Origin of the sequence: Mycobacterium shottsii (assembly GCF_010728525.1) — a bacterium.
GTDB classification, from domain to species: Bacteria; Actinomycetota; Actinomycetes; order Mycobacteriales; family Mycobacteriaceae; genus Mycobacterium; species Mycobacterium marinum.
Genome location: NZ_AP022572.1, coordinates 821,985 through 846,752, shown reverse-complemented (window position 1 = coordinate 846,752; position 24,768 = coordinate 821,985). Strand labels below are relative to the sequence as shown.

At 68.8% G+C, this 24,768-nt stretch carries 16 protein-coding genes and 6 pseudogenes; 16 read left to right on the top strand and 6 right to left on the bottom strand.

From position 1 onward, the window contains the following. The first annotated feature begins 27 nt into the window (after positions 1–27). Positions 28–1,802, top strand: a pseudogene (locus tag G6N41_RS29430) (PE family protein). A 120-nt stretch (positions 1,803–1,922) separates the two neighbouring features. Here G6N41_RS29430 and G6N41_RS27900 read toward each other — a convergent pair. After that, positions 1,923–2,243 carry an SRPBCC family protein gene (locus G6N41_RS27900; protein ID WP_231609069.1) on the bottom strand — a complete coding sequence of 107 codons (321 nt, stop codon included), beginning with the start codon at positions 2,241–2,243 and terminating at the stop codon, positions 1,923–1,925. A 595-nt stretch (positions 2,244–2,838) separates the two neighbouring features. Continuing rightward, a pseudogene (locus tag G6N41_RS27895) lies at positions 2,839–3,132 on the bottom strand (alpha/beta hydrolase); the annotation flags it as partial. A gap of 442 nt (positions 3,133–3,574) precedes the next feature. Between G6N41_RS27895 and G6N41_RS30240 the strand changes: the two are divergent. After that, positions 3,575–4,084, top strand: a pseudogene (locus G6N41_RS30240) (PE family protein); the annotation flags it as partial. A gap of 2,463 nt (positions 4,085–6,547) precedes the next feature. Here the strand turns inward: G6N41_RS30240 and G6N41_RS03945 are convergent. Together G6N41_RS03945 and G6N41_RS03940 are read right to left on the bottom strand one after the other, a co-directional pair. Continuing rightward, on the bottom strand, positions 6,548–6,967 hold the full coding sequence (locus G6N41_RS03945) for a VOC family protein (RefSeq protein ID WP_198966660.1): 420 nt from the start codon (positions 6,965–6,967) through the stop codon (positions 6,548–6,550). After that, positions 6,964–7,269 (bottom strand): ArsR/SmtB family transcription factor, encoded by a 306-nt coding sequence (locus G6N41_RS03940; protein ID WP_198967713.1) that lies wholly within the window; start codon positions 7,267–7,269, stop codon positions 6,964–6,966. Before G6N41_RS03940 ends, G6N41_RS03945 begins: the two co-directional genes overlap by 4 nt. Before the next feature lie 135 nt (positions 7,270–7,404). On the opposite strand from G6N41_RS03940, the gene G6N41_RS03935 reads away from it, so the two are divergent. From G6N41_RS03935 to G6N41_RS29425, 5 genes and pseudogenes are all read left to right on the top strand, one after another. Next, complete coding sequence (locus tag G6N41_RS03935) at positions 7,405–7,620, top strand: hypothetical protein (protein ID WP_198968069.1); 216 nt, start codon at positions 7,405–7,407, stop codon at positions 7,618–7,620. A 72-nt stretch (positions 7,621–7,692) separates the two neighbouring features. After that, positions 7,693–7,974: a hypothetical protein gene (locus tag G6N41_RS03930; protein WP_198965176.1), complete on the top strand. Its 282-nt coding sequence runs from the start codon at positions 7,693–7,695 to the stop codon at positions 7,972–7,974. Further along, positions 7,950–8,111: a hypothetical protein gene (locus G6N41_RS03925; protein ID WP_198913342.1), complete on the top strand. Its 162-nt coding sequence runs from the start codon at positions 7,950–7,952 to the stop codon at positions 8,109–8,111. Before G6N41_RS03930 ends, G6N41_RS03925 begins: the two co-directional genes overlap by 25 nt. A 5-nt stretch (positions 8,112–8,116) precedes the next feature. Next, positions 8,117–8,665, top strand: coding sequence for a hypothetical protein (locus tag G6N41_RS03920; protein ID WP_231608572.1), 549 nt, complete (start codon positions 8,117–8,119; stop codon positions 8,663–8,665). A 227-nt stretch (positions 8,666–8,892) separates the two neighbouring features. After that, positions 8,893–11,266 (top strand): annotated as a pseudogene (locus tag G6N41_RS29425) (PE family protein). Positions 11,267–11,295: 29 nt separating this feature from the next. On the opposite strand, the gene G6N41_RS03910 reads toward G6N41_RS29425, so the two are convergent. Further along, on the bottom strand, positions 11,296–12,084 hold the full coding sequence (locus G6N41_RS03910; RefSeq protein WP_198966659.1) for an amidohydrolase family protein: 789 nt from the start codon (positions 12,082–12,084) through the stop codon (positions 11,296–11,298). A 268-nt stretch (positions 12,085–12,352) separates the two neighbouring features. Here G6N41_RS03910 and G6N41_RS03905 point away from each other — a divergent pair. Next, positions 12,353–13,339 (top strand): annotated as a pseudogene (locus G6N41_RS03905) (GDP-mannose 4,6-dehydratase). Between the two features lie 10 nt (positions 13,340–13,349). Here the strand turns inward: G6N41_RS03905 and G6N41_RS03900 are convergent. Beyond that, on the bottom strand, positions 13,350–14,576 hold the full coding sequence (locus G6N41_RS03900; RefSeq protein WP_198966658.1) for a peptidoglycan DD-metalloendopeptidase family protein: 1,227 nt from the start codon (positions 14,574–14,576) through the stop codon (positions 13,350–13,352). 56 nt (positions 14,577–14,632) lie between these two features. Here G6N41_RS03900 and G6N41_RS03895 point away from each other — a divergent pair, with 56 nt between their 5' ends. The 8 genes and pseudogenes from G6N41_RS03895 (at position 14,633) to G6N41_RS03860 (ending at position 24,708) form a co-directional block, all read left to right on the top strand. After that, positions 14,633–14,863, top strand: a complete 231-nt coding sequence (locus tag G6N41_RS03895) for a hypothetical protein (RefSeq protein ID WP_012396852.1) — start codon at positions 14,633–14,635, stop codon at positions 14,861–14,863. Between the two features lie 32 nt (positions 14,864–14,895). Continuing rightward, positions 14,896–16,033, top strand: a pseudogene (locus G6N41_RS03890) (SPFH domain-containing protein). A 194-nt stretch (positions 16,034–16,227) separates the two neighbouring features. Beyond that, complete coding sequence (locus G6N41_RS03885; RefSeq protein ID WP_012396854.1) at positions 16,228–16,713, top strand: GreA/GreB family elongation factor; 486 nt, start codon at positions 16,228–16,230, stop codon at positions 16,711–16,713. 134 nt (positions 16,714–16,847) lie between these two features. Beyond that, positions 16,848–17,213, top strand: coding sequence for a GtrA family protein (locus tag G6N41_RS03880; RefSeq protein WP_085979938.1), 366 nt, complete (start codon positions 16,848–16,850; stop codon positions 17,211–17,213). A 99-nt stretch (positions 17,214–17,312) separates the two neighbouring features. Further along, the gene (locus G6N41_RS03875) at positions 17,313–18,704 is read left to right on the top strand and encodes an FAD-binding oxidoreductase (RefSeq protein ID WP_198966657.1); all 1,392 of its coding nucleotides are present in this window, start codon (positions 17,313–17,315) and stop codon (positions 18,702–18,704) included. After that, positions 18,705–19,469: a decaprenylphospho-beta-D-erythro-pentofuranosid-2-ulose 2-reductase gene (locus tag G6N41_RS03870; RefSeq protein WP_198966656.1), complete on the top strand. Its 765-nt coding sequence runs from the start codon at positions 18,705–18,707 to the stop codon at positions 19,467–19,469. It abuts the gene before it with no gap. A 2-nt stretch (positions 19,470–19,471) separates the two neighbouring features. Beyond that, positions 19,472–21,436 carry a galactan 5-O-arabinofuranosyltransferase gene (locus G6N41_RS03865; protein ID WP_198967712.1) on the top strand — a complete coding sequence of 655 codons (1,965 nt, stop codon included), beginning with the start codon at positions 19,472–19,474 and terminating at the stop codon, positions 21,434–21,436. After that, the gene (locus tag G6N41_RS03860; protein WP_198966655.1) at positions 21,436–24,708 is read left to right on the top strand and encodes an arabinosyltransferase domain-containing protein; all 3,273 of its coding nucleotides are present in this window, start codon (positions 21,436–21,438) and stop codon (positions 24,706–24,708) included. The genes G6N41_RS03865 and G6N41_RS03860 overlap by 1 nt, the downstream gene beginning before the upstream one ends. The last annotated feature ends 60 nt before the right edge of the window (positions 24,709–24,768 follow it).

Genomic DNA, 24,768 nt, shown 5'->3' with positions numbered 1-24,768 from the left:
CCGCCGGCTAGGGGCGGGAGATTGCCGATGTCTTATCTGATCGCTTCGCCAGAGCACCTGGCAAGCTCAGCGCGGAATCTGGTCAGGCTGGGGTCGGTAATCACGGACGCGAACGTCGCGGCGGCCACTCCCACAACCGGTGTGCTTGCCGCGGCCGTCGACGAGGTGTCAATTCAGATCGCAGCACTGTTCGGCGCACACGCGCGCAACTATCAACAGCTCAGCGCCCAGGCGGCGACGTTTCACGAACAGTTCGTGCACACACTCGCCACCGCCAGTCGGGCATACGCCAGTGCTGAGGCCGTCAACGCGTCACCGTTGCAAACGCTAGAGCAGCAGGTACTCAGCGTGATCAACGCGCCGACCGAGGCGCTGTTGCGTCGCCCGCTCATCGGCGACGGCGCCAATGGGTCGGCGCCGGGCCAGGCCGGGGCGCCGGAGGGTTGTTGTACGGCAACGGCGGTAGCGGCCCAGCCGGCGCCGCCGGCCAAGCTGGTGGGGCCGGAGGCGCGGCCGGCTTGTGGGGTAGCGGCGGAACCGGTGGCGCAGGCGGTGCCGGCGCGGCCGGCGGCTCCGGCGGCAACGGGGGGCTGCTGTACGGCAACGGCGGTGCCGGCGGAACCGGCGGGATGGCACTGGCCGGGATCAACGGCGGCAGCCCGGGCAGCGGCGGCGACGGCGGCAGCGCTTTGCTGTTCGGCAGCGGCGGCGACGGTGGGCAGGGCGACACCGGGCTGGTCGGGGCCGATGGAAGCAACCCCACCCCCACCGGCACCCAGGCGGGCGATGGAAGCTCTGCCGGCCCAAATGCCGCGGTCGGCGACATCCTTGCAGTAAGCGGCGGGATTGGGGCCGACGGCCAGTCCGGTGGCCCGGGAGTGGGTGGCGGTAGCGGCGGAAACGGCGGCGCTGCGGTGGCCTACTCCAACGGCACCTCCGCCAACATGCTTGCGGCTAACGGCGGCGACGGCGGCGGCGGTGGCTTGGCCGGTGCCGGTGCTGCGGGCGGGGATGGCGGCACTGGTGGCGGGCCAGGTGTCCAAGATCTCTTGGGCGACTCGGGGAGTTCCGGTGCGGCCTTGGGCGGCGCTGGTGGCACCAGGGCATCCGGCGGCGCCCACGGCGGGGCCGGCGGTAACGGTGGTGAAGGCGGATACGCCTCGGCCACCAGTGACAATTACGCGGCTACCGCCACCGGCGGCCATGGCGGTATGGGCGGCGCTGGCGCCTCGGGTGCGGTCGGCCTCGACGGCGGAACCGGCGGGGCCGGCGGGAATGGAGGTCACGGCGGTCTGCTCATCGGCAACGGTGGCAACGGGGGCGCCGGCGGCATTGGTGGCAGCGGCGGTGCTGGCGACATCGGCGGGGCCGGCGGCAACGGCGGAGCGGGCGGCGTCGCCTCGTCAAGCGGCATCTCCACCAGCCACGGCGGCGACGGCGGCGGCGCCGGCGCCGGTGGGGTCGGCGGAGTAGGCGGCAAAGGCGGCAACGGCGGACTGCTGACGGGCACGGGCGGTGACGGCGGATCGGGCGGAAGCGGCGGCGACGGCGGTCTGGGCGGGAATGGCGGCCACGGCGGCGCCGGCGGCAAAGGGGGCAACGCAGACCAACACGCCGACGACGGCGCCCCGGGCATCGGCGGCGAGGGCGGTGACGCCGGCGCCGGTGGTACCGCAGGCAGCGGTGGGGCCGGCGGCGGTGCCGGGACCGGCGGCGCCCTACTCGGCTCAGCCGGGGTAGGCGGAGCTCTCGGCGCAGCTGGTCTCATGGGAGCGGGCGGCACTGGCGGCGCTCCCGGGTGACGGCCCACCCGAGCCCGCCGGTCCCGTACCGATAGGCAGACCGCCGACACCGACCGCGGTACCACCCGCGTAGCCGCGTGCTACCGGCCGTCTGATCAACGGTCTCACCTATCTCCTTGCCTACCAGCCCCCGCCGCCGGTTTGGTGCCGCAGCCGGGGCAGGCTGTAGAAGCGCCAGGTCACATCCAGCACGGCGGCCAGCAAGCGCCCGGGCACCCACGCCGGGGTGTCGAAGCTGATGGAGTAGTCCAGTCGCGTGCCGCGTCCGGGGACGGCGGTGAGTTCGATGCGGCCGAAATGATTGCGCACCGGGCCGCGAATGGTCCGATATTCGATGAGCCGGGCCGGCCGGTGACCGACAATCTCTTCCTGGATCGGCCAAACGCCCAACGCGCGTTGCGCCCGGACCGACCGCAGGCCGTCTGGCGCACGGGGATGCACCCCCGGCACGCACCCGCCGGTGGCGTACCGGCCACAAAGTCGCCAAATGGTGGGTGAGCACGTCGAAAGTCCACTCGGGTGGAGCGTCGAATTCGACGGTGTATTGCAGGCGGTGCCGCCCGACCGGCGCCGTGACCGCGGTGTCCCGCGTGCACTCGTCGAGCCGCGCGGAAAACCAGTCACGTAGGAACGGAAACACGTCCGCGCTCGCCGAGGGATGCAGCAGCGGGGATTCGTGGTTGTGATTGCGGGCGAATCCGTGGCGACGTGCGGCGGATTGGATGCGCCGGTCAGCGCTGCCGAATGCCTGCGCCAGCCGCTTGCAGCGCCCAGCGGGGGCGATGACGTCGCGGGGAGCTGTGATGGCGGGTGCGGGCACACGCACGGCCTGCAGCGCCGCCGACAACTCGCCGCCAGCGGGTTCGGCACGGCCCCAGGAGATCGCGTCTTGGAAGGCGGCCACTGGCTCGTCTTCGGGACCGAGCCGAAACAGCCGGGCCGGGAGCATACCGCGCCACATGCTGGCCTGCACGGTCGCGGCCACCACCCGATTCGCCAACAATGGGATATCGACGGCGCTTTCCACCAACACCAGTCCCGCGATCTGTGCTTGTTGCATCGTCTCCGCGGCGGCGCGGGCCAGTGCCACCCCGCCAAATGAGTGCGCCACCCAGAATGCCGGACGACCGTTGTGGGTGGCGATCAGCCGTTGGACGGCCGGCAGATCGATGCGAACCATCTCCTCCCAGCCCGCGCGGACCCCGGTATCGACCGCTACCCCACCTGCTCCACGCCGCTCGACGATCCATATGTCCAGGCCGCTACCTGCCAGCGCTTCGGCCAGCCCACCCCCACCCGGCCACAAATACAGACGACGGTTGTCGAACATCCCGGGAAGCAGCACCACCGGAGATCCCTAACCCTCACCGACTCGGGTGACCCGAAACCGGCCCCCGTCTGCGACGGTCATTGCGGTGATCTGCACTGGTTGCCGCGAATGCTGCTCGCTGATCCATTCAGCAAGCCGTGAATCGTCGTTCATGGTCTCCTAGGTCGCCGACCGTAGTCGTGGCATTCGTCGCGGCCGGCATTGGTCCAACGCCAGCCCTTCGCGAGTCCGTCGGGTAGTTGCTCACTACCGACCAGACATCTGGCAGCCATTCTTCTATGACCGCGATGAGCGCGACTCGCACCGTCCGAAAGAACTTCTTGCCCCCAATTCAGGAAACATCGGGTCTCACACTGCTAACATCTGAGTTTCGTTGATGGTCACCCTCCGGCGAATTCCGGTCGGTGTGGTGTTGGTCCGTTCCGGGGTGGGGTGATCAGTGATGTCGTTTGTGGTGGTTTCTGCGCAGGAGCTGGAGTCGGCGGCCGCGCTACTGGCCGGTGTCGGTTCCAATGTTGGTGCGGCCGGTTCGGCTGCGGCGGGTCCGACCGCTGCGGTGTTGGGCGCGTTGGGTGCCGATGAGGTCTCAGCGGCGGTGGCGGAGTTGTTCGGTGACCATGCTCAGGCCTATCAAGTGGTCAGTGCGCAGGCGGCTGCGTTTCATCAGCGGTTCGTGGTGGCGTTGGCCGCGGCGGCGGGCTCCTATGGCCGGGCCGAGTCCGCTGGTGCGGCGGTGTTACAGACGGTGGGCGCCGATGTGCTCGGTGCGGTGAATGCGCCGACGATGGCGGTGTTGGGGCGCCCGTTGATCGGTGACGGTGTTGATGCGGCCGCGGGCAGCGGCCACAACGGCGGCGCGGGCGGCCTGTTGTGGGGCAACGGCGGCGACGGCGGGGCCGGGGCGGCGGGTCAGGCCGGCGGCCGCGGCGGTGACGCCGGGTTGATCGGCACCGGCGGCGCCGGTGGGGCGGGCGGGGCCGGCGGCGCGGGCGGCAATGGTGGTGCCGGTGGGGCCGGGGGTCGCGGCGGACTGGTGTTCGGAGGTGGCGGAGCGGGCGGGGCCGGCGGTGACGGCGGGACCGCCACGATCGGGGCCCAGGGATTGGCGGGCCAGACCGGGCAAACCGGACACTCCGGCGGGGCCGGCGGTGACGGCGGGGCCGGTGGCCGAGGCGGCTGGCTGTGGAGTGCGGGTGGCGACGGTGGAGCCGGCGGTCTGGGCGGCACCGGCGGCGCGGGCGGGGCCGGGGGCACCGGTATCGCGGCCACCACGGCCGGCGGCATCGGACAAGCCGGCGGTGACGGCGGGGCCGGGGGCGCCGGAGGGGCCGGCGGTAACGGCGGAGCCGGCGGCTGGTTCGGCAGCACCGGGATGACCGGAGCCGGCGGGGCCGGCAGACACGGCGGCAACGGCGCGATCGCCGGCAATGGCGGTGCCGGCGCCAATGGTGACATGACCCACCTCGACGGCGGCAACGGCGGCAACCCCGGACTCGGCGGAGCCGGCGGAAACGGCGGCGCCGGTTCCCACGCCGGCGCTCACGGCCTGGCCGGGTCCTCCCCCACCACCAACGCCGGCCACGGCGGCAAAGGCGGGGACGGCTACACCTCCACCGACCCCGGTACCGACGGCGGCAACGGCGGTCACGGTGGGGCCGGCGGCTACTACGGCAACGGCGGGGCAGGCGGCAACGGCGGCAACGGCGCCACCGGCACCCTCGGGGCCGCACCCCTGGCCAAGGGCGAACCGGGCGGCGACGGCGGGGCCGGCGGCAACGGCGGGACCGGCGGGGGCGGCGGGGCCGGCGGCGTGATCTCTGGTGACGGCGGGGCCGGCGGGCACAGCGGGGGCGGCGGGGGCGGCGGTAACGGGGCGGCCGGGGCCAACGGCACCAACGCCACCATCGCCGGCACCAACGGCGGCAACGGCGGCAACGGCGGCAACGGCGGCAACGGCGGCAACGGCGGCGCCGGCGGGGCCGCAACCCACGGCAGCGCGGGCGCCAACGGGGCCGGCGGTAACGGCGGCGACGGCGCGATCGCCGGTGACGGCGCGATCGCCGGTGACGGCGGCAACGGCGCCAACCCCGGCATCGGCGGACGCGGCGGAGACGGCTACACCTCCACCGACCCCACCCTCAACGGCGGCAAAGGCGGCACCGGAGGCAACGGCGGCGACTACGGCAACGGCGGCGCCGGCGGAAACGGCACCAACCCCACCCCCCACCCCATCACCAGCCACGCCAACCCCGGCACCGACGGCACCACCAGCAACGGCGGGAACGGTACGACCGGCAGCGACGGCACCGCCGCAGGACAACAGGGCGGCACCGGTGGCGCCGGATACAACAGCGGCGGCCCGGGCGATACGAATCCCTTCGGAGGCAATGGCGGCACCGGCGGTATGGGCGGCCCCGGCACCCAAGGCGGCGCCGGCGGCAGCGGCGGCTACGGTCCGCTGGTAGGCGGTTGGGGAGGCGACGGCGGGGCAGGCGGCGACGGCGGCGGAGCAGGCGGCGACGGCGGCACCGGCGGCGCGTCGTCCGGCGCCAACGGCTTCACCGGCCAAGCCGGCAACGGCGGGGGCAGCGGCGGTAATGGCGGCGACGGGGGCGATGCCAACTACGCCATTCCCTGGGGCAACTCCGCCTACGCCGGCGATGGCGGCGACGGGGGCACCGGCGGCACCGGCAGCGATGGCGGCGCAGACGGCGCAGGCGGCGTAGGCCGCGCAGGCGGCGTAGGCCGCGCAGGCGGCGCCGGCGGACTCTACGGCAACGGCGGCAATGGCGGCACGGGTGGCACCGGAGGAGACGGCGGAACCGGAGCCACCGGAGGCACCGGAGGCACCGGAGGCACCGGCGGCAATGGCGGCGACTCCACCGGCGACTCCACCGGTAACAGCCTCTCGTCGCTCCCCGGGAACGGTGGCGACGGTGGGGACGGAGGTACCGGCGGCACTGGAGGCACCGGGGGCAGCGGCGGCGACGGCGGCGCCGCGGGTGCAGGCGGCACCTACGGGCAATCCGGCACCAACGGCACCGGAGGCGCCGCGGGCAGCGGCGGCGAGGGCGGTGCGGGCGGCACCGGTGGCGACGGCGGCAGCGGCGGCGTTACCTACGACAGCGACTACAACCCCGGCCCCCCTACGGCACCAGCGGCCAGTCCGGGGCTACCGGGGCGACAGGAGCTACCGGCCAAGCCGGCATGGCCGGTACCACCCCCGGCACCGGCACCCCGGGACCTGGAGGCGACGGCGGCGACGGTACCGGCGGCAACGGCGGCAACGGCGGACCGGGCTTCCCCTGATACGCGACGCGCGCCTCCGGGTCGCCACCGACGCGCGTGGCCAGCTAGCACCGCGCCACGGCCCAGCCGAATCCCTACAGCCCGCGCGCACCCGAGATTTCGGCGCCTATCGACCGCCCGACCCGTCACCTGCGAGCAGCGAGCTTGTCTGCTGGATCTGAATGAGATTGCCGCAGGTGTCGTCGAGAACCGCGGTGGTCACCGGCCCCATCTCGGTGGGTTCCTGGGTAAAGCGAACGCCGAGGGCCCGGAGTCGGTCGAACTCGGCTCGCACGTTGTCGACCGCGAAGGCCGTGAACGGAATCCCGTCGGAGCTCAGCGCGTCCTTGAACGGCTTGGCCGCCGGGTGCTCGTCGGGCTCGAGGACCAGCTCGGTGCCGTCTGGGTCCTCCGGTGAGACAACGGTAATCCATCGGAACTGGCCCATCGGAACGTCGTGTTTGGTCTGGAAGCCGAGGATTTCGGTATAGAAGCGCAGTGCCTTGTCTTGGTCGTCGACCAGGACACTGGCCAGATTGATCCTCATGTAGTCCCTCTTCCGGAGTCGGCGGTATCGATGCGCCACCTCTCGGCGATCTGGCCAAGAGGAGCGGTGTTGAGGTAGTGGAATTTTTGCCGGCCGCCGCGCTGCGTTTCGATCAACTCAGCCGCCTCCAGCACATCGAGGTGCTGCGAAATCGCCTGTCGTGTCGAACAAGTCCCATGTTTCGTAGTCAGACGAGCGCAGATCTCGAAGAGAGTTTGGCCGTTCCGGTCGGTCAGCTCGTCGAGGATTACACGCCGGGTGGGATCCGCCAGCGCCTTGAAGACATCGCCCACCTCTCGCACGATATGCAAGCCGCTACTTGCCTCTCAACGGATCGGCAAGCATCACGAAAAATGCCCGTGAAGCGTCCTCGGTGCATCACGTAAAAATGCCCGCGAAACGGTCGATCCTTGGCAGGCATGGGAAGTGGGCTGTCGATGTCGTCTCGGGCCGAGATCACCGCGAAGTTCGCCAGGGGGTATGTGGGGGCGCCGAAGGCGGACAAGGGGCAGATTCTGGATCAGGTGGTGGCGGTCACCGGCTGGTCGCGTGACAACGCCCGGCGGCGGTTGAGGGCGGCGGCCGCGCCGCCGGGAGCGGGTCGGCAGGTCGCCAAACGGACTCGCCGGCAACGCAATCCGAAGTACTCCTAGGATGCGCTCAAGGTGTTGCAGAAGGTGTGGGCGGCCTCAGGCGGGCAGTGCGGCCGGTACCTGGCCGCTTCCATGGCACTTCAGTTGGATGCTCTAGAACGCCACGGCGAACTGGTGGACGGCCGTGACCGTTACGGCCCGGCGGTGCGTGCCGAGCTGTTGGCGATGAGCAGCGCCACGATCGACCGCTACCTGCGCGGCGCCAAGGCCCGCGACCAGATCTCGGGTGTGTCGACGACGAAACCCTCCCGCTGCTGCGGTCCTCGATCACCATCTGCAAAGCAGGCGATGAGGCCGAAGAATCTCCGGGGTTCTTCGAAGGCGACACCGTGGCGCACTGCGGCCCGACACTGAAAGGTGAGTTCGCCCGCACGGTCAACCTCACCGACATGCACATCGGCTGGGTGTTCACCCGCACGGTGCGCAACAACGCCCACCCCCACATCCTGGGCGCCCTCAAAACCGGAATTACTAAAATCCCTATAAGGTAACGGGTTTGGACTTCGACAACGGCACCGAATTCCTCAATAAGGCGGTCATCAAGTGGGCCGCGGACATGGAGATCTTCTTCACCCGCTCACGACCCTACAAGAAGAACGACCAGGCCACCATCGAGTCCAAAAACAACCACCTCGTGCGTCGCTACGGGTTCTACTACCGCTACGACACCGACGAAGAACGCGCCGTGCTCAACCGGCTGTGGCACCTGGTCAACGACCGGCTCAACTACCTGACCCCCACCATCAAACCCATCAGCTACGGCTGCAGCCGCGACGGTCACCGCCGCCGGCTCTACGACAAGCCCCAGACCCCCCTGGACCGGCTGCTGGCCGCCGGAGTCCTCTCAGCGGCCCAACAAACAGAGCTGCTCACCTACCGCAACAGCCTCAACCCCGCCGCGATCGCCCACCAGATCGCCGACCTGCAAGCCGCCCTGCTCAGACTCGCCAAAGACAAGACCGAACAGCTCTACCTCACCGCCATACCCGCCGCTCTACCCGCCCTCAAAGCCGGCATCCGCATCAAAAGCAAGACCACCACCTGACCCCGATTTCGCGGGCATTCCTTACCTGATGCATGAACCAGGTTTCGCAGGCATCTTGACTCGATGCATCACGCGGATGAGGGCTTGCCAGCCACTCACACCCAGGTGAGCAATCGTTACCCAAACTCGGAAGCGTGTGTTATCACTTTGCTAGTGATTGCCGTGCTCATGGTGCGGTGATCGCGGATTTGGTGGTGTCGGGCGCCTAACGGTCGGGGGAACTAACGATGTCTCATGTCTTCGCGAGCCCGGAGGTGCTCAACGCCGCCGCTGCTGAGGTCTCGACCATCGGATCCAGCCTGCAGACGGCCAACGCGTCGGCGGCGGCGCCGACCACGGCCCTGCTGAGTGCGTTGGGCGCTGATGAAGTCTCAGCGGCGGTCACCGCGATGTTCGGCAACCACGCCCAGGCCTATCAGGCCGTCAGCACCCAGGCGGCGGAGTTTCACGACCGCTTCGTGGCCGCGTTGACCGCGGGCGCGGACGCCTACTCCAGTGCGGAAGCCTCGAGTGCCGCAACCTTGCAGAGCCTGCCCCAAGACCTGCTCAACGTGGTCACCGCGCCCACTCAGGCACTGCTGGGGCGGGCCCTGATCGGCAACGGCGCCAACGGCGCCGACGGGACCGGGCAGAACGGGGGCGATGGCGGCCTGTTGTGGGGCAACGGGGGTAACGGCGGAACCGGAGCGGCGGGGCAGGCCGGCGGCAACGGGGGCGCGGCGGGCCTAATCGGCAATGGCGGCGCCGGCGGGGCCGGCGGAGCGGGCGCCACCGGAGGCGCCGGGGGTACCGGCGGGGCCGGCGGCTGGTTGACCGGGGCCGGAGGGACCGGCGGGGCCGGCGGGACCGGCACTAGTGGCGGCGGGGGGATGGGCGGGGCCGGCGGGCAGGCCGGGTGGCTGTCCGGGGCCGGCGGGACCGGCGGGGCCGGCGGGGCCGGCGACAACGGCAGCGGTGGGTCCGGCGGCAGCGGCGGGGCCGGCGGCTTGTTCAACGCCGGTGGTGCCGGCGGCGCCGGTGGGACTTCCCTGGGCAACAGCGGCGACGCCGGCGGACAGGCGGACCGGGGGGGGCATCGTGGGGGGCGGCGCCGGGGGCGGGGCCTGCAGCGGCGCCGGCGGCACCGGCGGCGACGGCGGATTCCTATTGGGCCAAGGAGCGGCAGGCGGGGCCGGCGGCAACGGCGGGGCCGGCACTACCGGTATCTCCGGGCCAGCCGGTCAAACCGGAGGCGACGGCGGGGCCGCCGGCAACGGCGGAAACGGCGGCGCCGGCGGCAAAGGCGGGCTGCTGTTGGGCGGCGGCGGGCGCGGCGGGGCCGGCGGCCTGGGCGGGGCCGGTGGGGTCGGCGGCATCGGCGCGGCCGCCACCACGCCCGGCGCCACCGGAGGCGACGGCGGCAACGGCGGGCTCGGCGGGACCGGCGGCACCGGTGGAAACGGCGGCGCCGGCGGACAAGCCGGCCTGTTCGGCGCCCAGGGTCAACAGGGCGCGGGCGGGGCCGGCGGCAACGGCGGGACCGGTGGGATCGCCAGCGACGGCGGCACCGGCGGGGCCGGTGATGCCACCCATCTCGATGGCGGCAAGGGCGGCAACGGCGGAAATCCAGGGCTCGGCGGGACCGGCGGCGCCGGCGGAAACGGCGGTCTCTACGGAAACGGCGGAAACGGCGGAAACGGCGGAAACGGCGGAAACGGCGGAAACGGCGGAAACGGCGGAAACGGCGGAAACGGCGGAAACGGAACTGTTGGCGCCGCCGGCGTCAACCCCACCCCAAACCCGGTCCTCGGGCAGGCTGACCCCGGGACCGACGGTATTGACACCACCGGTATCGGTGGCGACGGCGGACCGGGTAGCCCGGGGGTGTTCGCCGGGCAGCAGGGCGGCAACGGCGGTGAGGGTGGCACGGGCGTCGATGTGGGTGGCGGCGGTGGTGATGGCCAAACCGGCGGTCCCGGCACCCTGGGAGGCAATGGCGGCAACGGCGGCACCGCCAGCATGGGCGGGTCCGGCGGCGGCGGCGGGTCCGGCGGCGATGGCGGCGGCGGGGGCGGCGCCGGGGGCAACGGTGCGATCGGCGGCTTTTCCGGCGGCAACGGTGGGGACGGCGGTAGCGGCGGGTCCGGCGGCGGCGCGGGGGGCAACGGCGGCGATGGCGGCAACGCCACCGACCTCATGTTCGCCAACGGCGGCAACGGTGGCACCGGGGGTGAGGGAACCGCCGGCAGCGGTGGTGGTAGCGGCGGCAACGGAGGCGCCGGCGGGGCGGGCGGACTGTACGGCAACGGCGGCAACGGCGGCACGGGTGGCTCGGGTGCCGCCGGTGGCGTCGGCGCCATGGGCGGTAACGGAGGAAATGGCGACAGCGGTGGCACTGGCACGACTGCCGGCGCCGACGGCAATGGCGGCAACGGCGGCACGGGTGGCGCCGCTGGCTCGGGTGGAATGTTCGGCCAGATGGGCGACGCGGGCGACGGTGGTGACGCCGGCACTGGCGGCGAGGGCGGCGACGGCGGGACCGGCGGCAGCGGCGCAATGTCGGGCCAGACCGGTGACCAGGGCGCCGGCGGGACACCGGGCACCGCCGGCGCATCGGGCTAATCAGGGACGGCCCGCTCGCCGCACGCGCTTTACCGGTCCTGGGCCTCGGGCAGCCGATAGAACGCGGCCGAGTTCTCCCACAGCACCTTGCTGGCGCCCGCGTCCCCGAGCGCCTCGCTGATCAGATCGATGTCGCTGTCCTCGAACGGGCGCCGAGCACGCGTCGAGGGCAGGTCAGTGCCGAACATCAGGGCATCGGGGTTGACCGCGTGGATCGTCTTCACCGTGTCCCGCACATCCAAACCGACCCGGCCGAAGCCGGTCGCCTTGACCCGAATCCCCTTGTCCACCAACGGCAGCAACAGCTCAACCCCTTCGGCTGACATGCCCAGATGGTCGATGCTGACCGCTGGCAGCGCAATGAGCTGATCGGCCGACTGCCCGAGGTGCGCGGCATCGACATAGAGCTCGACATGCCAACCCGCAATGTCGTGGACCCGGCGGGCGAACGAGTTCAATTCGTCGATGGTTTCGGACCCACCGCGATAGAGATTGAACCGGACCGCACGGATTCCGGCGGCATCAAGATCGCGTATCTCCGCGTCCGAAGTCGTCGAGGGCAACTGAGTGACCCCGACAAAGCCGGGCCCCAACCGCGCCAGCGAATCCCGCAAATACCCTTGGTCGAACCCCTGGAATGACCCTGAAACAACGGCACCGCCCCGGATGCCCAGCCCGGCGGTGCGGGCGCGGTAGTCGCCGATGGTAAAGGCGGGCGGGAAATAGCCATCGTTTCCGATCAGCGGAAACGAGGGGTCGATGATGTGGAAATGCGCATCGAATAGCCTTGCCGGCGGCTGCCGCTGCGATGCCCGCATGACAAATCTCCTGTCCCGCGCAGCCTGCCTGCGACGATGGCGGCACGCCAGGCTACCAACCCCGCGAAACCCGTGCCGGCGACACCGGTATTGGCCGCCTTTGCTCTGGTCTCCCGCCGGAGCCATAAGGTGTTCCGACACGCCGCCGCACGTATACTTCATCAATGAAACGGCCTTCACGATATTTCGAAATCAGCTGACAAGTCCTGCCATTGCGTGTGAGCATCGATTCACGTCGCTATTGCCGATGAGACTCGAAGGGTAGCGGATGGAAATTCTGGTCATCGGGGGCGCGGGCTTCCAAGGCAGCCACCTGACCGAATCCCTATTGGCCGATGGATATTGGGTAACCGTCCTCAATACACCTTCTAAAAACACCACTCGCAACATGCAAGGGTTCCAATCGCATGAACGGGTTTCATTTATCTCCGGATCGGTAACCGACGGGGAGACGGTGTATCGCGCGGTGCGTGATCACCACGTCGTATTTCACCTGGCGGCCAGAACCAACGTTGACGAGTCGCTTAGCGAACCGAAAAGCTTTCTCGAAACAAATGTCATGGGCACCTACCGAGCACTCGAAGTGGTGCGCCGCTACCGCAACCGGCTGATATAAGTGTCCACCTGCGAAGTTTACGGAGATGGGCACAATCTCGAGGAAGGCCAGCGCCTCGACGAACACGCCGAACTCAAACCGAATAGCCCCTACGCCGCGTCCAAGGCCGCCGCCGACCGGCTGTGCTACTCGTATTTTCGCTCCTTCGGAATCGACGTCGCCATCGTCCGCCCGTTCAATATCTTTGGAATTCGCCAAAAGACCGGCCGATTCGGCGCGCTGATTCCACGGCTCGTCCGACAGGAAATCAATGGCAAGAACCTGACAATTTTCGGCGCGGGGACTTCGAGCCGCGATTATCTCTACATCAGCGATATCGTGAACGCCTACAACCTGATATTGCAAACCCCGTCCCTGCGTGGCCAGACCATCAATTTTGCCATCGGTAAAGACACCTGCGTGAAGGATATCGTCGAGTACGTCGCAGGTAAATTCGATGCCACAATCGAACATCGCGATGCCCGCCCTGGGGAGGTCCAGCGATTTCCCGCCGATATCTCATTGGCGAGAAGCATCGGATTCGAGCCGCAAGTCGATATTTGGGAAGGCATCGACAGGTACATCACCTGGACTAAGGATCAGCCCCAGCAAGCATACGAGCTGGACGGGCTCGGCGACAGGTCGACCGCGAACGGATGACCGTCCCCCACTAGCGCTGGGGCGCGGTAATCGTGCACAGGGTGGCCGGCGGATAACTGCCCGACACCGCCCGCAGCCGCCCGGGCGGCGGCCACGGCCGCAGCCCCAGGTTGGCGAGATAGCGCAGCGGGTTGACGTGCGAGCCGCGCTGTCTGACCTCGAAATGCAGATAGCCGTCGTCCGAGTCGCCCTCCGCGCCGATCGCGCCCAGCCGCGCACCCGCACGCACCTGGTCGCCAACCGACATTCCGTTTCGCTCTGCCGGGCGAAACACATAGACGACGTCGAAACCCGGGCCCTGCGAGATCGTCATTGACAGCAAGCCGTCGACATCATCGACAGCGCTGACCGCCCCGGACACCACGGCGTACACAGGTGTTCCCGGGTCGGCGGCGAAGTCGACACCGGGGTGAAAACCACCGGCGCGTTGCCCGTATCCACGGCCGATGGCCCGCGGTTCCCGGTCAATCGGCAGCCGCCCGCCCGGCTCGAGCGGGTCGAAGTCGCCGCGGATGCGCCGCTGATAGTCGGCTTTGAGCAGGTCGACCTCGTCGAGCGCGTAACCGAACAGCAGGGACCGGTCGTAGGCCACCCCGAAGTTGTGCCGGTAGTCCGGATCGAGCCGGAGATAGTGCTCGACTCTCGAGATCCGCTCCGCCAGCGTCGACCAACCGTCGTGCACCAGCCGGACCCCCTCCAGCCGGCCGATCCGACCGTGGTCGGTGATATTGGCCGGCCAGTGCGGGTTGTGCATCAGCTTGATCCCGGCACGCAGCCCCGGAGACCAGCGCCAGAAGGGCCCGCGCAGCGCTTCAGCGGTTCCCATGACCGGAATCAGCTCGGGGTACTCGGGATCGTCCCAGCTGGACACGATCGGGCACAGCAGCGCCGCCACGTCCTCGGGGGTGCGGGCCAGGGCCGCACGGACATCGATGTCGGTCTCGACAAGCCAATCCGCGTCGACCATCATCACCCAGTCCGGGCGGCAGAAATCGGCCATCCGATACAGCAGTTCCAGCCCGGTGGACTCCGGAATCAGCCAGGGCGTGGCGGGAAGATCAGAACGGGCACGCACCACATTCGTCACCGCAGGGTGGTTCGCCAGAATCTCGGCGGTGTCATCGGTGCTGCGGTCATCGATCACATAGATGTCGTCGCTGAACGCAGCCAACGAGTCCAACGTGCGCACCAACGTCCGTCCGGCGTTGTGCGCGCGTGTTACCGCCAGAATCCGCATGCAGTCTCTCTATCACCCGAGAACGCAAAAGCCAGTAGCTGGAAGAATATGCAAGTGTGAGCGACGCCTCGGTGATCGGTTGCGTCGGGACGTTGGTGGTCGCGACCCGCGGCAAACATGGTGCCGGCGAGGTCCTGCTCACCGTTCGGGGCTCCAAGGAGGCCTTCCTGGCACGATCTGACCATCCGTTACCCAAAGGCACCACGGTGCTGGTGGTAGGGGTTCGGGGAGCCCGGACGGTGCTCGTCGAGCCCTGGAACGATCTGGTCGTAACCGAACTTCTCTGATCCAAACCACGAAAAATTCAAGGAGTCCAACAATGCTCGGTTACAAGGTTCCCGATCCGGATGAGGCAATGCTGATATCCGGGGGCCGGGTCAAAGGCAACGCGCCGTTTCGCGTGGTAACCGGCCACGGGTCCTTCGTCGTTCCGTTCTTCCGTAAGGTCCGCTTCCTCACGCTGGCGATGTGTGAAGCCGAGGTCGCCGAGAAATGCGTGACGCAGCAGGGCATCACGCTCAACGTCCGGGCGGTCATCGCCTTCAAGGTCGGCAACGACACCGAGAGCATCATCGCCGCGGCGCAACGATTCCTCTCCGAACAAGACCAGATGTCGGTCTTGACCGGGCGCATCTTTGCCGGTCACCTGCGCTCGATCATCGGCTCCATGACCGTCGAAGAGATCATCCGGGAGCGCCAAAAGCTCGCGACCGAGGTGCTCGACGGTTCCAAGGAAGAGATGGCCCGAATCGGCCTCAACGTCGACGCCCTGCAGATCCAGTCGATCGATGACGACGGGCTCGGCTACATCGACGCGATGTCGGCACCGCACAATGCGGCGATCCAGCAGCAAGCACAGATCGCCCAGGCGCAGGCCAACCAGTTGTCCGCCGAGGCAGAGCAGGAATCGCAGCGCAAGCAAGCCGAATTCGCCCGTGAGACCGCCATTGTCAAGGCGCAATACAAGGCCGGAGGTCGACAAGGCCCAGGCCGCCCAGGCCGCCCAGGCCGGTCCGCTGGCCGAGGCCCAGTCCCAGCGCGAGGTGCTCGAGATGCGCACCGAACTGGCCGAGCGGGCCGCCGAGTTGCGCCAGCAGGAGCTGGTCGCCGAGGTGGTCAAGCCGGCCGAGGCCGAAGCCGAACGGGTCCGCATCCTGGCCGTCGCCGACGCCGAGAAGATGAAGATCCAGGCCGAGGCCGCGGCGTCGCACAACCGGGTGGCGCTGGATCGCATGCTCATCGACCAGCTGCCCGACATCGTCGAAAAGGCCGCCCTGGGTCTCTCGGGCGCAAATCTCACCGTGCTCAATGGCGCCGACGGGCTCAGCCAGGTGGCCGCGGGGCTGGTCTCTCAAGGGGTCGCCATTTTCGACGCGATGCGCGGCAGCGTCGCTGACGACAACGACGGGAAGAACGCGGTGGCGCCCTGGAACGCCGGAACCACAGACAACGTCTAGCAAGGCGGTTGGCGCCACCGGCGGGTGGCCACGACGGTCCGGGGCAAGCCGCCGGACTTTATCGGGCTGTAAACGCTTCACGAATACAGGTGACGGCGGCCTGTCAGTGGTGTAACACTGGAACGCCACATGGCCGATGAGTTATTGGCAAACGGAACTACGGGCAACCCACATCGGACGAAAGGTCGACGGACGTGAGTGAGGAAGTCCAATCACCAGGGCTGGCAGAGGCAGCGCGCGATAACCTCGCCGCCGAGCTGGCCCGGCTCCGGCAACGCCACGACCGGCTGGAGATCGAGGTCAAAAACGACCGCGGAATGATCGGCGATCACGGCGACGCGGCCGAGGCGATTCAGCGCGCCGACGAACTGGCCGTGCTGACCGAACGGATCCACGAGCTCGATCGGCGACTGAAAGCCGGGCCGTCCAACGCGACCGGGTCCGAAACGCTGCCAAGTGGCACCGAGGTCACCTTGCGCTTCGACGATGGCGAGGTGGTCACGATGCACGTGATCGCCATCGTCGAGGAGAACCCGGTCGGCCACGAGTACGAGACGCTGACCGCGCACAGCCCGCTGGGGCAGGCCCTGGCGGGGCGCCAGGCGGGTGACACGGTGACCTACTCCACCCCGCGCGGACCGAGCCAGGTGGAACTCCTCTCGATCAAGTTGCCCACCTAGTAGCGCCCGTTCCCGACAGAACGCCAGAATCGCTCGCCAACCTGGTTAGACTTCCCCCGATGATCCCGCCAGAGCCCGCTGCCGCGCCCGCCGAAGAGCACCAGCGCCAGCATTTGCATCTGACGACTCAGATGATCCGCTTCATCGTGACCGGCGGTTTCGCGGCAATCGTCGACTTCAGCGTGTACGTGGTGCTCTACAAGGTGGTCGGCCTGCAGGTCGACCTGTCCAAGTTCATCAGCGTCGTGATCGGCACCATCACCGCCTACCTGATCAATCGCCGGTGGACGTTCCAGGCGGCACCAAGCGGGGCGCGATTTGCCGCCGTGATGGCTCTCTACGGGGTCACCTTCGCCGTGCAGGTCGGAATCAACCACCTCTGTCTTGCACTTATGCACTATCGCGGGTGGGCCATACCGGTCGCATTCGTGATCGCCCAGGCCGTTGCTACGGTGATCAACTTCGTGGTGCAGCGGGCCGTGATCTTCCGCAGGCACTGAGCCGGTCCCGCCCAAACTGCACTTTCCCCGCCGGCAAAACGCCCGCTACCGGCGTGAGCGTGGGCATCCTTGCCGAACCAAGCGGTACCCTCTTTGACGATGTTTAGCGCGCCCGTTCCCACCACACCCACCCGGCTGACCGGATGGGGTCGAACCGCGCCGTCGGTTGCCGAGGTGCTCCGCACCCCAGATCCCGAGGTGATCGCGACAGCAGTCGCGCGTGTCGCCGACTCCGGTGCCAGGGGCGTCATCGCCCGCGGCCTGGGCAGGTCCTACGGCGACAACGCGCAAAACGGCGGCGGGTTGGTGATCGACATGAGCCCGCTGAACAAGATCCACTCGATCAGCGCCGACAGCAAGCTTGTCGACGTCGATGCCGGGGTGAATCTCGACCAGCTGATGAAGGCGGCGCTACCGCTGGGCCTGTGGGTCCCGGTATTGCCGGGCACCCGGCAAGTCACCATCGGCGGTGCGATCGCATGCGACATCCACGGCAAGAACCACCACAGCGCGGGCAGCTTCGGCAACCATGTGCGCAGCCTGGACCTGCTGACCGCCGACGGCGAAGTCCGCCACCTCACCCCGACGGGCACCGAGACCGCAGACACCGAGCTGTTTTGGGCCACCGTCGGCGGCAACGGCCTGACCGGGATCATCCTGCGCGCCACCATCGAGATGACGCCCACCGAGACGGCGTACTTCATCGCCGACGGCGACGTCACCGCCAGCCTGGACGAAACCATCGCGTTGCACAGCGACGGCAGCGAAGGCAACTACACCTATTCCAGCGCCTGGTTCGACGCGATCAGCGGGCCGCCCAAGCTGGGCCGTGCCGCGGTGTCGCGCGGCTGCTTGGCCACCATCGACCAGCTCCCCACCAAGCTGCAACGGGATCCGCTGAAATTCGACGCGCCGCAACTGCTCACATTTCCCGACGTATTCCCCAATGGGCTGGCCAACAAATACACCTTCGGGCCGATCGGCGAGCTCTGGTACCGCAAGTTCGGCACCTATCGGGGCAAGGCCCAGAATCTGACGCAGTTCTACCACCCGCTGGACATGTTCGGTGAGTGGAACCGCGCCTATGGTCCGGCGGGTTTCCTGCAATATCAGTTCGTGGTTCCCACCGAGGCGGTCGACGAGTTCAAGCGGATCATCGGCGACATCCAGGCCAGCGGGCACTACTCATTTCTCAATGTGTTCAAGTTGTTCGGCGCCGGGAATCAGGCCCCGCTGAGCTTCCCGATTCCCGGCTGGAACATCTGCGTCGACTTTCCGATCAAGGCGGGTCTGAACGAGTTCGTCAGCGAACTCGATCGCCGGGTCATGGAATTCGGCGGCCGCCTCTACACCGCCAAGGACTCTCGTACCACCGCTGAAACCTTTCACGCCATGTATCCGCGCATCGACGAATGGATCGCCGTGCGCCGCAAGGTGGACCCCTGCGGGGTGTTCGCCTCCGACATGGCCCGACGTTTGGAACTGCTCTAAATGGTGCTGGACGCCGTAGGAAATCCCCAGAGCGTGCTGCTGCTCGGCGGCACCTCCGAAATCGGTCTGGCCATTTGCCAGCGCTACCTGCGTAACGCTCCGGCCCGGATCGTGCTGGCCTGCCTGCCCGATGACCCGGGCCGCGACGACGCGGTCGCGCAGATGAAGGCCGCCGGCGCCTCCTCGGTCGAGCTGATCGACTTCGACGCGATGGACACCGACAGTCACCCGAAGGTGATCGAGCAGTCATTCGGCGGCGGCGATGTCGACGTGGCCATCGTCGCGTTCGGTTTGCTCGGCGATGCCGAAGAGCTGTGGCAAAACCAGCACAAGGCCGTGCAGATCGCCGAGGTCAACTACACCGCGGCGGTGTCGGTGGGCGTGCTGCTGGGCGAGAAGATGCGGGCCCAGGGCTTCGGCCAGATCATCGCCATGAGCACGGTGGCCGGTGAACGCGTACGACGCTCCAACTTCGTCTACGGATCCACCAAGGCCGGCCTGGACGGCTTCTACCTCGGGCTGTCAGAGGCTCTGCGTGAACACGGGGTTCGTGTCCTGGTGATCCGGCCGGGTCAGGTGCGCACCCGGATGAGCGCACACGTCAAGGAAGCTCCACTGACGGTGGACAAGGAGTACGTCGCCAACCTCGCGGTGACCGCCGCCGCAAAAGGTAAGGAACTGGTTTGGACGCCAGCAGCATTTCGCTACGTGATGATGGTGTTGCGTCACATCCCGCGGAGCATCTTCCGCAGGCTGCCAATCTGAGCATGCGTAATGCACTGGCCACCCTCGGCCAGATGGCGGCCGCGGTACTGGTGGCCGTGACCGTCGCGGTGGTCGCCCTGTCCGCCATTTCGCAGGTGCAGTGGCCGGCCTTTCCGTCGTCCAACCAGCTGCACGCGCTGACCACCGTCGGCCAGGTCGGCTGCCTGGCCGGCCTGCTCGGCGCCGGCTGGGCCTGGCGACGCGGCGGCCGGCTGCGGTGGCCGGCTCAGCTGGGTGGCTTGGTGTTCGTCTCGGCGTTCACCGTGGTGACGCTCGGCATGCCGCTGGGGGCCACCCGGCTGTACCTGTTCGGCATCTCGGTGGACCAGCAGTTCCGCACCGAATACCTGACCCGGCTGACCGACAGCCCGGCACTGCACGACATGACCTACATCGGGCTGCCGCCGTTCTACCCGCCGGGCTGGTTCTGGATCGGCGGTCGCGCCGCGGCGCTGACCGGCAGCCCCGCCTGGGAAATGTTCAAGCCGTGGGCCATCACCTCGATCGCCGTCGCGGTCGCGGTCGCGCTGGTGCTGTGGTGGCGAATGATTCGCTTCGAGTACGCGCTGCTGGTCACCATCGCCACCACGGCGGTGACGCTGGCCTACAGCTCGCCGGAGCCCTACGCCGCGATGATCACGGTGCTGCTGCCGCCGGTGCTGGTGCTGACGTGGTCGGGCCTGCGCGCCGGCGCCCCGCCCGCCCCCGAACGTCACGCCAGCGTGGCGCCCGACGCCGAAAGCCACGCTGACGTGACGCTGGGCGCCGCGGCGGCTCGGGGCTGGGCCGCGGTGGTCGGCGCCGGGATCTTCCTCGGCTTCGCCGCCACCTGGTACACGCTGCTGGTGGCCTACAGCGCGTTCACGGTCACGCTGATGGCCGCGCTGTTGGCCGTGTCGCGGTGGCGTCGCGGCGGGCTCAGGGCCGCGGTGGATCCGCTGCGACGGCTCGCCGTGATCGCCGCGATCGCCGCGACGATCGCGTCCACCACCTGGCTGCCCTACCTGTTGCGGGCGGCCCGTGACCCGGTCAGCGACACCGGCAGCGCCCAGCACTACCTGCCCGCCGACGGCGCCGAACTGACCTTCCCGATGCTGCAGTTCTCGCTGCTGGGCGCGCTGTGCATGCTGGGCACCCTGTGGCTGGTGGCGCGGGCACGGTCCTCGACCCGGGCTGGCGCCCTGGCCATCGGGGTGCTGGCCGTCTACCTGTGGTCACTGCTGTCGATGCTGACCACGCTGGCGCGCACCACCCTGTTGTCGTTCCGGTTGCAGCCGACCCTGACCGTGCTGTTAGTCACGGCCGGGGTCTTTGGCTTCCTGGAAGGAACGCGTGCGCTGACCACCCGCAGCCGCGCCGCGCTGCCCGTCGCCGCCGCGATCGGGCTGGCCGGGGCGATCGCGTTGAGCCAGGACATTCCCGACGTGTTGCGGCCCGACCTCACGATTGCCTACACCGACACCGACGGGTACGGCGAGCGCGGCGATCAGCGCCCGCCCGGTTCCGAGAAGTACTACTCGACGATCGACACGGCCATCCGAAAGGTCACCGGCAAGCCGCGCGATCAGGTCGTCGTGATGACCGCCGACTACAGCTTCCTGTCCTACTACCCCTACTGGGGTTTTCAAGGTCTGACGTCGCATTACGCCAACCCGCTGGCGCAGTTCGACAAGCGCGCGGCCCAGATCGAGAGCTGGGCCAGGCTCAAGACGTCCGACGAGTTCGTCCAGGCCCTGGACAAACTGCCCTGGCCGGCGCCAACGGTTTTCCTGATGCGACGCGGCGCCGGTCCCGGTTCGGGCGCTAGCTACACCCTGCGGCTGGCCGAAGACGTCTACCCCAACCAGCCCAATGTCCGGCGTTACACCGTCGACCTCAAGGCGGCGCTGTTCGCCGACCCACGCTTCACCGTCGAGACCATCGGCCCCTTCGTGCTGGCCATCCGCAAGCCGGCGGCGAGCGCCTGATGGCGACCGAGACCGCACCCGGCGCATTGGAACAATTACCATCTACGTCCGTGAGCGATTCGGGAGCAAAGTACCGGATTGCCCGACTCGTCGCCGTGCTCACGGGTCTGCTGGGGACCCTTCTGGCGCTGGCAACCCCGCTGCTGCCGGTCGACCAGACCACGGCCAAGCTGAATTGGCCGCAGAACGGCACGTTCAGCAGCGTCGAGGCACCGCTGATCAGCTATGTGGCCACCGATCTCGATGTCACCATCCCCTGTTCGGCGGCCGCCGGGCTGGCCGGCCCGCAGAAAAACGGCAAGACGGTGCTGCTGTCGACGGTGCCCAAGCAAGCCCCCAACGCCGTCGACCGTGGACTACTCGTTCAGCGCGCCAATGACGATCTGGTTCTCGTGGTGCGCAACGTCCCGGTGGTCTCCGCGCCGCTGAGCCAAGTGCTCAGCCCCGCCTGCCAGCGTTTGACCTTCACCGCGCACGCCGAGAGCGTCACCGCCGAATTCGTCGGGCTCAAGCAGGGCCCCAACGCCGAGCATCCGGGCGAGCCGTTGCGCGGCGAACGCAGCGGCTACGACTTCCGGCCGCAAATCGTCGGGGTGTTCACCGATCTGACCGGGCCGACACCGCCGGGCCTGAGCTTCTCCGCAACCATCGACACCCGCTACAGCAGCAGCCCCACTCCGTTGAAGATGGCCGCGATGATCATCGGCCTGCTGTCCACCGCGGTCGCCCTGGTCGCTCTGCACATCCTCGATACCGCCGACGGCACCCGGCATCGGCGCATCCTGCCGCCGCGCTGGTGGTCGATCGGCGCGCTGGACGGGCTGGTCACCGCCGTGTTGGTGTGGTGGCACTTCGTCGGCGCCAACACCTCCGACGACGGCTACATCCTGACCATGGCCCGGGTGTCCGAGCACGCCGGCTACATGGCGAACTACTACCGCTGGTTCGGCACGCCCGAGGCGCCGTTCGGCTGGTACTACGACCTGTTGGCGATGTGGGCCCATGTCAGCACCGCCAGCGTCTGGATGCGCCTGCCCACCCTGTCGATGGCATTGACCTGCTGGTGGGTGATCAGCCGGGAGGTCATCCCGCGGCTGGGGCACGCCGTCAAGACCAACCGGGCCGCGGCCTGGACGGCCGCGGGCATGTTCCTGGCGGTCTGGCTGCCGCTGAACAACGGGCTGCGCCCAGAGCCGATCATCGCCCTGGGCATCCTGCTGACCTGGTGTTCGGTCGAGCGAGCGGTGGCCACCAGCCGGCTGCTGCCGGTGGCAATCGCCTGCATCATCGGTGCCCTGACCCTGTTCTCCGGGCCTACCGGCATCGCCTCCATCGGCGCGCTGCTGGTCGCGATCGGGCCGCTGCGCACCATCCTGCACCGCCGCTACAAACAGTTCGGCGCGCTGCCGCTGCTGGCGCCGCTGCTCGCCGCGGCCACCGTCACCGTGATCCTGATCTTCCGTGACCAGACCTTCGCGGGAGAGGCTCAGGCCAGCGTGCTCAAACGCGCCGTCGGCCCCAGCCTCAAGTGGTTTGACGAGCACATCCGCTACGAGCGACTGTTCATGGCCAGCCCCGACGGCTCGGTGGCCCGTCGCTTCGCGGTCCTGGCGCTAATCCTCGCGCTCGCCGTCGTGGTGGCGATGTCGCTGCGCAAGGGCCGGATTCCTGGCACTGCGGCAGGCCCCAGCCGCCGCATCATCGGCATCACGATCATCTCGTTCTTGGCGATGATGTTCACCCCGACCAAATGGACCCACCACTTCGGGGTGTTCGCCGGGCTGGCCGGCTCGCTGGGAGCGCTGGCCGCCGTCGCCGTGACCGGCGTGGCGATGCGCTCGCGTCGCAACCGCACCGTGTTCGCCGCCGTGGTGCTGTTTGTGATGGCGCTGTCGTTCGCCAGCGTCAACGGCTGGTGGTATGTCTCCAACTTCGGCGTTCCGTGGTCGAACTCGTTCCCCAGACTGCGGTGGTCGCTGACCACCGCACTGCTCGAGCTGTCGGTGATCGTGCTGGTGGTGGCCGCCTGGTTCAACTTCGTCGCCACCGGGGACGGGCCGCCCAGGACCCGCCTCGGGGCGCGGCTGGCGCCGATCGTCCAAGCGCCGCTGGCCATTGCCACCTGGTTGCTGGTGACGATGGAAGTCGTCTCGTTGACCCAGGGCATGATGTCGCAGTACCCGGCGTGGTCGGTGGGCCGGTCCAACCTGCAGGCGCTGACCGGCAAGAGCTGTGGGCTGGCCGAAGACGTGCTGGTGGAGCTGGATCCCGACGCGGGAATGCTGCCCCCGATGAGCGCTCCGGTGGCCGATGCGCTGGGCGCCGGCCTGTCAGACGGGTTCACCGCCAACGGAATCCCCGCCAACGTCTCCGCGGACCCGGTGATGGAGCGCCCGGGCGACCGCAGCTTCGTCAACGACGACGGTCTGGTGACCGGCACCGAGGCCGGCACCGAGGGCGGCACCACTGCCGCACCGGGCATCAATGGCTCGCGCGCGCGGCTGCCTTTCAACCTCGATCCGGCGCGCACGCCGGTGCTGGGCAGCTGGCGATCCGGCATCCAGGTGCCTGCCATGCTGCGGTCGGGCTGGTATCGGCTGCCCCCCGCGGATCAGCGGAGGAAGACACCGCTACTGGTGGTGTCCGCGGCCGGCCGGTTCGATCCCCGCGAAGTCCAGGTGCAGTGGGCCACCGATGAGCAAGCGGCAGCTGGGAAGCACGGCGGCTCGATGGGGTTTGCCGACGTCGGCGCAGCACCGGCGTGGCGCAACCTGCGGGCGACGCTGTCCGCCATCCCCGACTCCGCCACGCAAATCCGCCTGGTGGCCGACGACAACGACCTGGCTCCGCAGCACTGGATCGCCCTGACCCCGCCGCGGATCCCGCAACTGCGCACGTTGCAGGAGGTGGTGGGCTCCAAGGATCCGGTGTTCCTGGACTGGCTGGTGGGCCTGGCCTTCCCGTGCCAGCGGCCATTCGGCCATCAGAACGGTGTCGATGAATCACCGAAATGGCGGATCCTGCCGGACCGGTTCGGCGCGGAAGCTAACTCACCCGTGATGGACAAGAACGGCGGTGGCCCGCTCGGCGTCACCGAGCTGCTGTTCCATGCGACGACGGTCGCCAGCTACCTCAAGGACGACTGGTTCCGGGACTGGGGCGCGTTGCAGCGCCTCACCCGGTACTACCCGGAGGCCGAACCGGCACGGCTGCAGCTGGGCACGGCAACCCACAGCGGTCTGTGGAATCCGGCACCCTTGCGTAAGGGTTAGCGGGGCCCCGAGGCGGTGGGCAACCGCTTTGCGGACTCGCAGCCGCGCCGCACCCAATCC